At 57.3% G+C, this 13,704-nt stretch carries 10 protein-coding genes; 4 read left to right on the top strand and 6 right to left on the bottom strand.

The genetic code is table 11. The annotated features are described in order from the left end of the window. Positions 1-129 precede the first annotated feature (129 nt). Complete coding sequence (locus L5014_RS37675; RefSeq protein ID WP_238468946.1) at positions 130-480, top strand: MerR family DNA-binding protein; 351 nt, start codon at positions 130-132, stop codon at positions 478-480. A 57-nt stretch (positions 481-537) separates the two neighbouring features. On the opposite strand, the gene L5014_RS37680 is transcribed toward L5014_RS37675, so the two are convergent. Continuing rightward, a complete protein-coding gene (locus L5014_RS37680) occupies positions 538-2,136 on the bottom strand; it encodes an ATP-dependent nuclease (RefSeq protein WP_238468947.1) in 1,599 nt (532 codons plus the stop codon). A gap of 158 nt (positions 2,137-2,294) precedes the next feature. On the opposite strand from L5014_RS37680, the gene L5014_RS37685 reads away from it, so the two are divergent. Then, entirely contained in the window at positions 2,295-4,178 is a 1,884-nt protein-coding gene (locus L5014_RS37685) for a peptidoglycan-binding protein (protein WP_238468948.1), read from the top strand. Between the two features lie 126 nt (positions 4,179-4,304). Continuing rightward, a complete protein-coding gene (locus L5014_RS37690) occupies positions 4,305-5,117 on the top strand; it encodes an H-NS family nucleoid-associated regulatory protein (protein WP_238468949.1) in 813 nt (270 codons plus the stop codon). Between the two features lie 75 nt (positions 5,118-5,192). Here the strand turns inward: L5014_RS37690 and L5014_RS37695 are convergent, their stop codons facing one another. Together L5014_RS37695 and L5014_RS37700 are read right to left on the bottom strand one after the other, a co-directional pair. Further along, positions 5,193-5,444 carry a hypothetical protein gene (locus L5014_RS37695; RefSeq protein WP_238468950.1) on the bottom strand — a complete coding sequence of 84 codons (252 nt, stop codon included), beginning with the start codon at positions 5,442-5,444 and terminating at the stop codon, positions 5,193-5,195. 53 nt (positions 5,445-5,497) lie between these two features. Next, positions 5,498-5,833 carry a hypothetical protein gene (locus L5014_RS37700; protein WP_238468951.1) on the bottom strand — a complete coding sequence of 112 codons (336 nt, stop codon included), beginning with the start codon at positions 5,831-5,833 and terminating at the stop codon, positions 5,498-5,500. Positions 5,834-6,298: 465 nt separating this feature from the next. On the opposite strand from L5014_RS37700, the gene L5014_RS39150 reads away from it, so the two are divergent. Next, positions 6,299-6,841 (top strand): hypothetical protein, encoded by a 543-nt coding sequence (locus L5014_RS39150; protein ID WP_420800205.1) that lies wholly within the window; start codon positions 6,299-6,301, stop codon positions 6,839-6,841. Between the two features lie 545 nt (positions 6,842-7,386). Here L5014_RS39150 and L5014_RS37705 read toward each other — a convergent pair. The 3 genes from L5014_RS37705 to L5014_RS37715 form a co-directional block, all read right to left on the bottom strand. Continuing rightward, on the bottom strand, positions 7,387-8,259 hold the full coding sequence (locus L5014_RS37705) for a hypothetical protein (protein WP_238468952.1): 873 nt from the start codon (positions 8,257-8,259) through the stop codon (positions 7,387-7,389). A gap of 160 nt (positions 8,260-8,419) precedes the next feature. Further along, positions 8,420-12,199, bottom strand: coding sequence for an AAA family ATPase (locus L5014_RS37710; RefSeq protein WP_238468953.1), 3,780 nt, complete (start codon positions 12,197-12,199; stop codon positions 8,420-8,422). 158 nt (positions 12,200-12,357) lie between these two features. Continuing rightward, on the bottom strand, positions 12,358-13,572 hold the full coding sequence (locus tag L5014_RS37715) for a hypothetical protein (RefSeq protein WP_238468954.1): 1,215 nt from the start codon (positions 13,570-13,572) through the stop codon (positions 12,358-12,360). Between the last annotated feature and the right edge of the window lie 132 nt (positions 13,573-13,704).

Consider the following 13,704-nt stretch of genomic DNA (forward strand, 5'->3'; position numbering starts at 1 on the left):
CGACTGCGGGAAGCCGCCGCCAGACTTGCCGTCACTGAGGAATCCGACGCATAATCCGCTCGTCCTGCCTGGGGGAATTTAGCCGCCCACAAGTGGAGGAGTTTGAGCTGCCCATCGGGGTCGGCGAAAATGATTCGGCATTATGAGGAGACCGGACTCGTCAAGCCTGCCAGCCGTACGGGGTCGAATTACCGGGTGTACGGTTCGACCGATATCGAGACACTTCGCTTCGTGAGACAGGCGCGGCGGCTGGGGTTTCCGATGAAGCAAATCGCCGTGCTGCTGGGGCTATGGCAAGACCGCAGCAGACCGAGCAGCGAGGTCAAGCGTCTCGCGAAGCAACACATCGCCGAACTCGACCTGCGGCTGCAGGAGCTGAACGAGATGAAGGAAACGCTGGAATACCTCGTCCAGCATTGCAAAGGAGACTCTCGCCCTGAGTGCCCGATTCTTGATGAACTGGCCGGTACGCGTCACTGAGGTTCTGCGACTGTGCAGCAATCGACGGAGCCGCCGCGCCGTATCGTCTGCATACCGCTATGCAACGTAGGCGTGTGCCCAGCAGTGCTCGAGCGCAGCATATGCGACCGGCATCTCGCCTTCGAATTGTACCTGTGTAATCTCCTCAGCCATCTTTCGGGCGAGAAGTGTTTTCCGTTGAATGTTCGCGAACCGCGCGCGGAGTGCCGCCGGATAATAGTCTTCCAAGCCGTTCACCGGCAAAACGTGCAGCTGGCCGTTCCGTTCGAGGTGCCCGTTTGCGGCCCTAAATGCGTTGAACCTTCGCTGTTTGTCCTCACCGTTTGGCATGTCGCATAGGAGAACCAGCTTGCTGCCATAAATGGGGGTCTGCCGGAGCGGGTCGTACACCGTTGAGATGGCAGAAAGATATTGCCTCTGACGCTCGTCATCACCGTCGGCCGCTACCACTTGAATATTGGGTTTATCGGCATAGAACCGCTTGATGATGCTGCGGAGAAAAACTTCCTCGCTCGGTCCTTCCACGAGCAGAAAATTGGCGGGCAGCAACAGGTCAGCGGGGTTCCCTCCAAGTAGTTGGTACACGACCTCCTGTCGGTCCATGTGTTCGACGATGCCTATGGTCGTGTTTCTGTCCAATTTTTCCACACGGAAAACTTTTTGGTCCGGATACTCATCTGCGATAAACACCGACGAGTGTGTCGTAAGGAAGACCTGGTCGCCAGACGCCGACAACGACAACAGGGCAGTCTTCAACTGGCGTTGCGCCGTAGGATGTAGGTGCAGTTCAGCTTCGTCCAGAAAGAAAATGAAAGAGCGGCCGAGAGCCGACTCTCGCCGAAAGTCCGCGTGGGTGTTGATTACAGCGAGCATCAGCGCCCGCTGCATTCCGTCGCCTTTCTCCTCGGCGGTTGTCGCCACGCCATCGTCAAGATGAGTGGTATATGTTTTCAGCAGTTCGTCAAACTCCGGTTCGTCGACCCGGAAGTCCACTCGACGACAATCTGGAAACTGCTTCTCGAGATGTTTTTGAACCCGCTCGCTCAGGTCATTGAGCATTTTTCGCACGCCGGACTCCGGGGAGCCGAAGAGAGCTTCAAACTTTTCCCGAAACTCCCTGTAGGCCTCGTCTTGCTCCAAAACTTCCGTAATGATGCCACTCAGCATCTGGCCGATAGGCGTCGTATTTTTGTACGCGAGAACCTCCTTCAGACTCTTGGTGGCCTCCACGAACTCAAACCTTGGCATGCAATTATTAAACGTGCTGTCGACACCAGTTGGTTGCCTGACCCAATCGCCGTTGCCAGGGTGCAAAAGGAAACGGTTCTTCGGGTCAGTCGATGTCCTGCGCACGCGCATCGTGTCACTTTCGCCGATGATGCGACTCAGCTTCGTACGGTTATCCTCGTTGGATATTTGCGCTAAACCCGCCTGCACGCCTGAGAATTCGACTTCGACCACGACCTCTGCATCGCCTGCGTCGACATGGCGAAGAACCCCCGGTTCGGATTTCCCGGAATAGAACCACGCAAGGGCCTCGAGCAGGTTGGTCTTCCCGTGGTTGTTCTGTCCCACAAGGATATTGAAATTCCCTACCGTCAACTTGATGTCGCGTAGTGAGCGAAAGTTCTGAGCTGAAATGGCAGATATGCGCATGGTGTCCCCGTCGTTGTTTTGATGCGTTTCGGATAACGTTGATGCTTTCGGCCCGTCTGTTGAGTCGCGTTCTCCGAGAAATTAAAGATAGTGCCTAATGAGCCGTTATGCCAATGGACGACCGCTGGAGAGCGGCATTCCGAGGAACAGGCAGGGCAATGTCAAACGCGCAACTCAGTCAGCAGGGCCGAAACCTGCTACAAAATCTTCGTCATCTTTTCGCCGGCAATCACGTAAATGACCGCGACATTGCTTCAACGGGCGAATCGACGGAGCGATACCTCGTGACAGCCTACGTGGCCTGGCGATTCGAGCACGATATAACGACATCGACTTCAAAGGGCAACGCAGCGGTATCCGGCGGGCATTTCGACTATCGGGCGACCGACTATCAAAACCACCTTCAACGGTTGTGCCAACAGGCCGTACGCAGCCGTGACATTCGCGGTTCCTTTATGCAACGGGTGGACGCCGCACGGTCGAAAGCGCTCGACTGGTCTTCCACCACCCAGATTGTTCACGACTTCGGCTCGTACTCCGTTTTCAGGCGATGCGGAAGCTGTCGGGGGAGCGGCCGCGTGTCATGCGGCGGCTGTTCGGGCAGCGGAAAGAGGGGGTGCGGCGGCTGTGGCGGCCTTGGCTGGCGTAACCACACGGCGACTCACACTCGATGGAATGGCCGAAATAACGAAACCTACTCACAAACCGTCCGGCAGACCTGTTCATCCTGTGGTGGGCGCGGTCGTGTGGTCTGTACGAGTTGCGGTGGGTCGGGCAAGCAAACATGCGGCGCATGTTCGGGGCATGGCTTCTTTACGGATGTTTCAAGGGTTCAGGCAGTTGCTCGACCGTGGTGGAGTGTACCCAAACACTCCGGGCTTGCAGCGGAAGCGTTAGTTCGCGCCCTTATGGCTCGCGGGCCCTCAGGTGCAAGCGCGCTAGTTCCGTTTGACCTGGCGGGGACCGAGTACAACGAGAACGACAACTGGGTCGCCCGTTACGAGGGCTCGGCAGAAGTAGTCGAGCTCGGCATTGATGTGCTCAAGAGCCCATACCGCGTCGCTGCCGTCGGCGCGAATGTAGTTCCAGTCACCACCCCGCCCGTTTTCGACCAACTGCTGCGCGCAGAACTCGAACGCATCGCGTCCCTGACCACGGGAAAGCGTGGCCCGTCCAACGTCCGACGGGAGGCGAAGAAGCTCTTTTTGGCGTTCCGCAGTGTGCCGGTTCTGGACCGCGCCCTGCAGGCAGTGGCGAAACTTGGCAAGGACAGTCGGGCAAATCCTGCTCCGGCGATTGTTCGCGTTGCTCAAGGATTCGTGTCGTCTGAAGCCGCGAAATCTATCGGCGACGCGTTTCTCCACATATTGGATAAGGTGTCGCCGGCGAACTCGCGCGTCGCGTGGGCGGCCGTCGCCTTGTTCCCTGTCGTCGGCGGCTTCGTCGCAACGGCCGACAGCTTTACTTCTTTTTCACCGTCCGACCCAGCGGGAGCCCTACTACCTCTGGCCTATGCGCTGATATCGTCGGCGTTTGCGATGGTGGCAATTTCGCCATTAGGTTGGCTCTTCAGCGCGGTGGCGAGTTCTCTCATGCGACTAAAGGTGCCGGTTGAGTATCGCCAGCGTGGCCGTAACTGGGCTCCATTGAAGGGCGCATGTATCTTTTCCGTTACCGCGTCGCTCGTCGGAGCAATGTACGGTGTTTCCGGAGCAATGCATTGGGTGCCAACGATACGCGATACCGTCGCACCTGTTGTCACGTATGCCATTGCACACACGGAGCCGGGCACCAACGCCTACCGCTATCTTGTCCGACTTGGCAGCTACCAGACAGTGTCGGCACCTGTCAGCGCCACGACCGATGCAGATACCCGGCAGGATATTCAACGCTATCTGATAGCGCACGGATATTTACACGGCCAGGCAGATGGAAACATGGGGCGGCTGACAAGCGCCGCGATTGCAAGGTACGAACGCCATGAACATCTGAACATGTCGACGTCGCAGACCGAGCTTCTTGCACATATGGTGCAGCGCTAACAAAACAATGGATTGAAGCCGATAGTCGTTATTGAGATGAGTCTTCGGCTTTCGCTCACCAGAGTTATGCGCATGCCACGATGCCTATGGCATAGTGCGGACATTCATCATTCGGACGGAGTCCATATGGCAACACTAGAACAGATACAGGCAAAAATGAAGAAGCTGCAGGCACAGGCCGAAGCTCTGGCGGCAAAGAAGGCGCAGGCTGTCGTGGACCAGATTCGAAAGCTGATGCTCGAACACGGTTTGACGACAACAGATATTGAAGCCAAAGCGTCGGCAAAGCGGGTGACAAAGGGAGTGAAGGTCGGCGCTGCCGGCAAGAAAAAGACCACTGCTGCTGACAAAAACAAAGCAGCGCCGAAATATCTGAATCCCAAAACGGGAGCGACGTGGAGCGGCCACGGTCGCGCGCCGGCGTGGATTGCTGAAGCGAAAGACCGTAATAAGTTTTTGATTGCAGGTGCCGCTGCAGCGACGGAGGTTGCGACCGCGGGTGCCGCGAGCAAGGCCAAGACTGCGGTCAAAAAGACGTCGAAGTCGGTTGGTACGACTGTGGGCAAGGGGCAGCGAAAAGGTCCGCAGCCGGCAAAATACCGTGACCCCAAGTCGGGCGCGACATGGAGCGGCCGGGGTCCCGCGCCGGCTTGGCTTGCTGGCGCCAAGGACCGCAGCAAGTTTCTGATTGACGGCGCCAGTGCGGCGGCCGATGCGAAACCGGTGGTCACAAAGGCTGTTGCGAAGAAGGGCGCGACCGCGAAGAAGACTGCTGCCAAGAAGGCCACGAGCGTGAAAGTGCCGGCAAAGAAAGCAGCAGCGAAGAGCACGGTGCCGGGTGCAGTCAAGAAAGCGTCGGCAACGAATGCACCGCGCAAGGCCGCAGCCAGGCCGACTCCGGTGGCGGCAGTCGAGTCGGGCGCCGAGTTGACGAGCTAAGGGTCGTTGCCAGATGCCCGGTGGACCGGCGATTTTCTGGTTCCACCGGGTGCAGCAAGCCGACGACATTTCGTTTTATTGCACCCGCGCTGCCTGGCGCTGCGCGGCCTGCTGTTGAGCTGCTTCCTGTTGCGCGTGCTGCTTCGCAAGATGCCTGCCCACCATGCAACCACCAACCGCACCAACGACAGCGTGGTGTCCCGCGTAATGCCCGGCGACGCCGCCTACCACCGCGCCCTTAAGGCAGCCGGCGGCGTTTGCCGTGCCTGCTGTCGCCAATGCCAGCGTCGTTGCAACCAAGGCGATTCTTATTGGACTAGCTTTCATTCGAAAATACTCTGACGTTTGATTATTCGGATGTGGTGCTTTCCGCCGCTATTTCAATATCCTCGCCAATCACGACGCTCGCGCCACTCGTGCTCACGCCACTCCTGCCGACGCCATTCGCGTTCATGCCATTCGCGCCGTTCGCGCCATTCACGGGCTCGCCAGTCGTCGTCACCGCCGTACGCGACGGCGACTGACGGCGGACCGTATACGGCGGGAGGCGGCGGAGCATAGACCACGGGAGGCGGCGGTGCGTACACTGGCTCTGCCGGCGCATAGACTCCGACCGGAATACCGATGCCTACGCCAACGTCGACATGCGCCGACGCGGCGGTGGACGCTGCCAACGCGGTAAGACCGAATGCAACGCCAACGATTTTGGTATTCATTTTCCCTACTCCCCCGCACATTCGAGTGCGATTTCAGTGACCACGGCTCGAAGTGTAGGAGGGGAAGTTAGACACAGGTGAAACGGCCTTGCGAGATTGGTAACGCAACATTACTGGCGACTGCGCACCGCTGGGCTGTAGACGTCGCGCCCTGCTATGCCGCGTGGCGGTTAGCGGGGACTGGCATCAAGGGTCGCGCGAGATAAATCGATAAATCAAGTCCGCCGTACCCGACCATGTCGATTGCTTCAATGAGCGCCCTGTCTGGAACGATGTGACAGTTCCTTCCATCTTTTTTTGCCGTAGCGACGCCTCATTGCTACCTGTGCGTGCCCAATGAGGGCACGGCGTACGTCCTCTGTCACACCCGAGGCGGTGGCGGCGTCTTCAAAGCTGTTCCTGATGGAGTGAAATACGTATGCAGAGTCATCCACCACATGTTTACCCGACGAATGAACGCGTGCGCTGCTAAATGCGCGCCGGCTGCTGTCTGACGTTTCACAGATGACATCTACGGCGGATGTCGCGACGCTCAGAGAAAAAGCGGTTTCCGTATTGCGTCATTACCCCGACGATGGAATGGTTGCGCTAATTGCGCGCAAGTCCTCGTGGCTAGACTGGCCGTGCCGAGCCCAAGACGCTTTATCGCAGCGGTGGGGGAGCGAATGCACGATGGCACCTGTTGTCGCGGGACTAGCCGCCTTGCCGAGCGCTCTGACAGTTTCAAAGCTGCTGCAGATTCTCGCCGACGCGGACCCCGAAAGCCGCGTTCTGTTTATGACGCACTACGCCGACGCAGATGAGTCCGACGAGGTTCGCGAGGTGTTCGCGCCAGAGACAAGTTGGACGCACGAACGTGGCAGGTATATGGGCGGCCAGTACAACGTTTGGTACCCGGGAAGCCCAGAGTCTCGCGAAGTTGGGTATCGCGACGTAACTTATGAAACGGTACGCGTTGTGGTCCTATCCGACGGACCGACGAATCTCCGATTCGTCAAGCCACGCTAATGCCGCACGTTGCGACGTTGGATGAATGACCGTAGTTCGTGCTCACCTGCCCACGCTCTTTGCAATTACAGTTTCTGGCAATCCAAACTTAGCTTCTTGAGCCTTGCGAGGCTGCGCGAGGCAACAGCAGAGGCGGCGCACTGCGAACCTGTTTTGGCTGAGCGATGCCAAAAAGGGGGCCATGCGTTGCGCCGTGCCGTGGCCGGCCCCGGCTCGCCGCGAACGCAAAAAACTGCGGAGGTGCAAATAGAATTGCATGAGATGCCCGGTTTCATGCAATTCTATTTGCACGTGAGGGTGCGAAATCGTGGGCATTACAGATGAGAGCAAGAATTCGTCTCTCAATCGAAGGCTTGTGCAGCTCGTCGAAGTACGAGATGAGACAGGAGCGTTTTGCCAACGTCGCCGACCGGTGCCGGCTACCGCGCCCGGTGCGCATCAACTTTGAAACGGAAGAAGTAGTTGACCGAATGATGTACGATTGTGGACCGTAGCTATTGGTCAACTACTTGACAGACAGCCATCGCGCTGCGCTACGCGACCCGTCAGAGCTTGCAGAGAAAGCGGACAAAGGCTTCCGATGTCATCAGAACCTTGCGCCTAGGTCGCCACAGGTCGGTGAACGCTTGCTTGAGAAATCCTTGCTCGTTCGATACCAGAATGTCCGCGTGGAGGAGGTGCGTCATTAGGTCAAGGTCCGCCTGTGCATTCAAGTCGATTGGCTGATTTGCCTGCAGCATCGAGTAATGTGCCATGTACACCATATTGACGACGAACATCGTGAAAAATGGGTATGCCTGCTTCGCTCGTGCCCATCGGGATGCCACCTCACGAGGATTGTGAGCCTTTATCAGGGCCATTGCGAACTCTCGCCCGGTTAGGTCCACCTCATTTTCAAAAAGGTCATGGATAGGTGGCCTGCCGTGGCGCTTGGGCTGATAACGCGTCGCCTTGCGCCAGTCCGCTACCTGTTCACGCATCTGCGCCGATATTTTTCGTTGTGTGCTCCGCTTCGTGTCCTCGCGAGCAATCTCTGCCTGTGCTGAATGCCACGCACGCCAAGAGCCGTCCAGAGGGATATTGGGCAATCGGCTTACGAGCAACTCACGGTCGCGCTCAGGCATGAATATACGGGCGCGTACACCTCGGCCTTGCACGAGTTCCTCATGCCAAATGGTCAAAAAGTCGTTGCACAATCTGTCGGCGCTCGCCGCAATGAACGGCAGCCAGCGGCGCACCAAATCATCACGCCTTCGCAGGGAACCGTATGCTCGCAACGTTTCCTCAATGAACACGTGACTATAGATGGGGATGATGCGACCGCTTCGGCAATGTCTGAGCATGGAACTCTGCTCCAACAATTCGAAAGTCCCCGGCTGGAACGCATTGGAATCAAAGACTACTCGAAGGGCTGCCATGAAGTTCCTTGTGCAACGGGCGTTCAGCCAGGAGTGTCCGGCGAGGTGTTGCATCCAAGATTGTCAAAAGCCTATGAGCCGTCGGCCTCGTTCGAGTATCTTGGCGTTTCGCCATCACGCATCTGGACGATGTAAGTCGTCTGACATTGGAGCTGTAAAGTCAGCCAAAGAGCTCTTCAATCCGTGCGTCTATCTTTCGTCCGTCGATTCCGCCACTCTCATCGTCGTGGGTTACGACCAGCGTCGCCCTGTCGCCCCCACCTTCCTCGAGCGGGAGGGCGCCGTTCTCCCGGTACCACTGCAGCTTACTTTCCCAGCGCTTCCGGTATCCCTCGTCGGACAACATCCCACAGTGCTCCCATAGGATGGTGCGTCCTATTGCCTGGTCTTCGATGGTGAAATCCGGCAACCGGTAATGCTGGCCGTCTCTGCTGAAGAACGGCACTTCATATCCCGCAACTACGTCGTGCGCAGCTAACGCGTCGTCGATGATGACCTCCGACTTCGAACGTAACGCGGTACCTCGACGCGACCGGTGTATGAGCTTCTCGTCCATCCATTTTCCGTTCACTTCCACAGGTGCCGGAAGCATCAAGGGGTTTTCCTTCTCGAACAAATTCGTGAAGCGCCCCGGGATAACAGCGTTCTCATCACTGGCCAGCTTCTGCAGCTCCGACAAGTTACCTTGATGGAGGACGACCACTCGGCGCTGCTGGCGGGTCAACGCCGTGTACAGCATTTCGCGGGTGATGAGCCGGCTCTTCTTGGGCAAGACCAGAATGGTAGTACCAAATTCACTCCCTTGAGCCTTGTGAACTGTCACTGCATAGGCCAGTTCGAGCAGCGGGCTACGCTCATCGTCGAAATCCCACGGCGCGAAGTTATAGACGAAACCAGGTTGCGAAGAGAACTCCACCTTTGTGAGCCAAGGCGCCTTACCGTTCGTGCCGTCTTTCAATAAATCTCCTACGACGACGCCAATCTCGCCATTGGCGATGTACTCGAGTGCTTTTGCTTCCGGGGTAACGTACTTGCGATTGTGATTCCGAACGTTAATGACTTTGTCCCCGTAGACAATACCTTCCGGACCGCGCGGAGGCGGGATTCGACCTCGTTTGTCAGAACGTTTGCCTGCCCACGCAATGGCGTCCTTGCGGAAGGTCTTGTGAAGCAGACGGTTGATGTCTTTGGCGCCGAGCACGTCATTGCGAAGAGGGGTAAGGACCTGCCACGCTTCCACTTCGGACGCTGCTCCAGGATTGAATTCCACGGTTTTGTGACCTAATACGCCACCGTAGCTGGTAGCGAAAGCATGCTGGTCCTCGAGGGACTGCAACTCAAGTTCCGTGCGCAGGACTTCCAGCAACGTCGTGCGAAGTTCTTCCGTCGTATCCCAGCGATGCGTCACGACACGCCCAGTGGTATCCCCCGTCCCTTCCAGAATTGACCAGATTTCGTCCTCGCCGGGCGCCAGCGGTCTGCCACTGAACCAATTGGCAAGCTGCAAGTCGACTGGGTAGCCGTCCTGCTCGCCCGACTGCTTGTGCCGGCGCTGAATGGTCAATTCGGCATACCCTTTCCCGACCATTGGAAACACGACGTTGGGCTGGTCGTGCGTAAGGTACGTGACTGCATCGAAGAAAGGCTTGCCGGCACCGATTGGCGGCAGCTGCCTTGGGTCACCGACCAGGATGAGCCGGTCCACGCTAGTCTTTACTGCGTCGAACAACGCACCCAGCATATCTTCCGTGAGCATCGAGGCTTCGTCGACGATGACGGTCTTGCAGCCTTTGTAAGGCGCGCCGGGAACGGTCTTGTAGACACCCGTCCGTGTGTCGTAGCGTTTGCCACAGCCGGCAAGAAACTGAGCCAATGTCTGGGCGTCATGGCCGCATTTTTGCGACAACTGCACACGCGCCTTACCCGTAGGTGCTAGCAAGAGTACACCCATTGCCGCGATTTGTTCGTGCTGGCACAGCGCTCGCAGCACAGTCGTCTTGCCCGAGCCGGCCGGCCCGACCAGGACGGAAAAGCGCGAGGCAGCAAGCTCAGCCAAGGCTGCGGCCTTTTCCTCACGTGCCCTCATCTCGTCCTTGTCCGCCTCGTCGAGTTCCGGAAGAAGCCTATCCAGTCGTGCTCGCCAATCGTCCTGGAACGTGAATCTGGCGCCCTGCCGTACACGCAAGTGAATTTGCGATGAGAGCAGCTTCTTGGACATGATGTAGCGGTGTAGCTGCAACGCGGGCTTGCCACCTTTCAGCACCACCCTGCTAACTTCGTACGGGAAGAACTCGGCGACGGCGTCGATAACGTCCTCCGTGACGGGGCACGGAGGCTCCAGTTTCGCGTTGCGAATTCCAAGAACCACAAGGTCTTCAGGAAGCATGGTATGACCGCCGGAGAGCGCTGCTTCTTCAAGCTGCCCAATTACGAGGGCGCGCACTCTGCGCTTATCTAGAGGTCCCGACATTCGCGACTGGTCCGGCAGGGGGTGCTTCTCGTTAACCACATCCGCCGGATAGGCACCCCGGTCAATGGTTTCTAGCGTCACGCGCTCCAGCTTTCCCTCGTCTGACGTCGGGACCGAGAAGCGGTCACCTTCATAAATAAGATACGGATTCTCAAGCAGCTGCGAATCTTCGTAGTCAATTCCGGCGGCGTAACGCTCGGCTCGAACGTAAAATCGGCTCGCTTGTTCGTTTGTCAATGCAACGCGAGCAAGGAGTTTGAGCAACTCTAGGCGACTGGCCTTGAGCGCCTTCCACTGGTCGGTCAAGTCACCAGTGACTAGCTTGGCCAGCGTTGGTGGCAGGGACGCCGGCTTGCGCATGACCTTGTCAACAAGAGGCCACGGGTCGTCGTTCTCATATAGGTGGTCTGCCAAGTGCAGCGCCAGGAAGTTCCCGTTCTGGACTCCAAATGCAGACAATGCAGCGCCGAGTCCAGGATACGGGCCCCGCAGCTTCCACAGCTCGGAGATTCTCGCGTCAATCCAGCGCAAGGCTTGCGCGACACTGTCCGCCTGGTAGAGCACGTCTTTCGCCGCTTCAAGCGCCAACCGGCACTCGAGCAGGGCGGACAACGAGCCATCGTGGGTGACGTGTTCAGCTCCGTATGAGAACTCCGAAAGCCGGTCAGCCGGCGAAAACGCCAAACACCGGCCCCAATCCACATCCGCGCCCTGTTCTTGAGCTGCCGCTAGCTCGGCGTACGGCATCAAGAACCCACCTTCACCAACCTCCGCACGAATCGAATGGCGGACTACCACGTCCCAGACATACGACGTATCTGCTTCGGTCAACTTTCCTTCACGTTCGTACTGGAGCGGCTTGCCGATTTGCTCTACACGCCCAATACCGATTAGCACGCGCCTTCGGTCATCCGAGAATGGCGTCTGTTTGGCGTAAAAGAAGCATAGCGAGCGCTTTTCCTTGATGGTAGAAAAGAAGCCTTCGAGCATGGCCCGCTGGTTGCGACCGTTCTGCACCCACCCAGCTTCGGCCAGCCAGCTGGGTTCGGTGGGCTCGCGAGCGAGGTCATAGTCCAAACGCCAGCCCCTGGCGATATCGTCGGCAAACTCGCGACGCATCCATTTGAACGGGATGCAAGCTGCGGAAAAAGGTGGCTGCTGCAGTCCCATCGGCTGCAGGTCGTTGTGCGCGGCACTATCCGAATATTTGTACGGGTGTGTAAGGTTGCGCCGCAAAGTGAAGGGTGCCATAAAGGATGCCCGCTCCTTTACGCACGGCGGCAACTCGCTTTCCTCAATCTCGTCAAAACGGCGGCCCGCAATACATATCTCGGCCTCATCACGCTTGCCCTCAGCGATTTCTGGAAGTACTACGCACGCGCCATTGTCACGTGGCTTCTTGCACACCGTACCCCGCCACTGGTCGTCATGCCAGGGGACCCGAATCGAGATGTGATGAACGAATGCCATGCCTCTCTCCCTTCTTCCTCTGTTCCGTAATAAGTAAGAATGCTTTGAACTACATGAGCAATGCCGCTCGGCTTAATGTCCCGGCCGTCGGCCTAGATTCACATTGCTGTAGAGGATATCGGCTCCCACTGGAACAGCGCATGTTGAGCGCTTTGCGATTAGTCGTCCCTTATGGCGAAGTGATACGTCAACGACATGTAGGGATGAAATTCCGGAATGAGACTTCGGAACTGGCCATCCTGCAGTCTGTGTTGAGCAACGCCCGGGAACATATCGTCCGCTATCGGAATCGCAGCATTGGGATTGTGAAACAATGACAAGCCCTCTGCCCATGTTTCGGTGACCTCACCCGGCTTCACTTCGAAGCGAAACAGCAGCGGTTTGCTAGCGTTTGGGTCATGGTGATGGCACGCGCCCATGCGTATCATCCTCGACGCATCAGTGCCGAATCCAGCGATTCGACCAATGCGATTGAACTTCGACAAGGTTCCTGTACTCGAAAACAGGACACCGCTCACGTGTTCCGCATTCGGTAGATTGAAAAATCCAGCGGGTATCTTTGTGCCGTTTTCTTTGACGTACGGGTCAACCGCTTTGGTTTCAAGGCGAAGGTTGCCGTCTTCGTCGTGGCTTGCGGTCTGTGTGATGCCGTAGAGATACTCAAGCACCGCCGGGTGACTCCAAGTCATCGACTGCGGTTCGTGGAAGTCTGCAAGAGCAAAGACGAGCGGCAGTCCCTTAACGTGTTCGAGCTCCCAGTAGTACGGCTTCTTTGATAGCTTCGAGTGTAGTGTGCTTCCAAATTTAAGCGGCATGTATGCGAGCAAACGCTGCTCAATGTCAGCTTGGTCGCGTGGTTGCCAGTCGGGCTGGTCTTTTCGACGGAGGACTTCCGTGTCACTCGGATTGACAGTGACTGCTTCGACGGCGACCTTTTGACCATATCGACCGAGTACGAAGTCGGGCGCATGCATGTCTCTGTCAAAATGGAATCCCGCCTCCTTGAAGTATGCGAACAGATACAGTTCCCAGAGTCGCGCATCGAATCCCGTTGTCTGAAATTGCTCAACGAAGTTGCCGTCAACATCCACAAAGTGCTTCATCATTTCCGAAACGACCGTTCGGGCGCCAACCCAGAACTTGTTTTCAGAAAGAATGAGGAAGGAGGGATGAAGGCGGTTCCGTTCCACGATGGACGTCAAAATGTCGAAGGCCTGCCCTTGGGTGTCATGCTGAGGGAAAACACTTTGGCCCGTCTCACTATGCCGGGCTATCATGCGTTTCAGTTGACTGCGTGCGGTGCCGATGTGCGGTAAGCTCACTTTCAGGTCGATTGCGCGGAAGCGTCCGACCTCATCACGGCCGAGTACCACATAACTATAGTGCCTCTGTTGAATTTTCAGTGGGTGGTATCGTCCCGGTTTATCCATAACCAAGACGAAGGCAGGTCATGCACAGCAAGCTGTTCGAAGCCGCATTGGGTGTAAGTGATCCATGGTTCGTGA

Origin of the sequence: Paraburkholderia tagetis, from assembly GCF_022213065.1 — a bacterium.
Classification (GTDB): domain Bacteria; phylum Pseudomonadota; class Gammaproteobacteria; order Burkholderiales; family Burkholderiaceae; genus Paraburkholderia; species Paraburkholderia tagetis.

What these genes read in the sequence shown, in the direction of transcription:
- L5014_RS37675 (WP_238468946.1), top strand. Translation starts at nt 130, where the DNA reads ATGATTCGGCATTATGAGGAGACCGGACTCGTCAAGCCTGCCAGCCGT.
- L5014_RS37680 (WP_238468947.1), bottom strand. Translation starts at nt 2,136, where the DNA reads ATGCGCATATCTGCCATTTCAGCTCAGAACTTTCGCTCACTACGCGAC.
- L5014_RS37685 (WP_238468948.1), top strand. Translation starts at nt 2,295, where the DNA reads ATGTCAAACGCGCAACTCAGTCAGCAGGGCCGAAACCTGCTACAAAAT.
- L5014_RS37690 (WP_238468949.1), top strand. Translation starts at nt 4,305, where the DNA reads ATGGCAACACTAGAACAGATACAGGCAAAAATGAAGAAGCTGCAGGCA.
- L5014_RS37695 (WP_238468950.1), bottom strand. Translation starts at nt 5,444, where the DNA reads ATGAAAGCTAGTCCAATAAGAATCGCCTTGGTTGCAACGACGCTGGCA.
- L5014_RS37700 (WP_238468951.1), bottom strand. Translation starts at nt 5,833, where the DNA reads ATGAATACCAAAATCGTTGGCGTTGCATTCGGTCTTACCGCGTTGGCA.
- L5014_RS37705 (WP_238468952.1), bottom strand. Translation starts at nt 8,259, where the DNA reads ATGGCAGCCCTTCGAGTAGTCTTTGATTCCAATGCGTTCCAGCCGGGG.
- L5014_RS37710 (WP_238468953.1), bottom strand. Translation starts at nt 12,199, where the DNA reads ATGGCATTCGTTCATCACATCTCGATTCGGGTCCCCTGGCATGACGAC.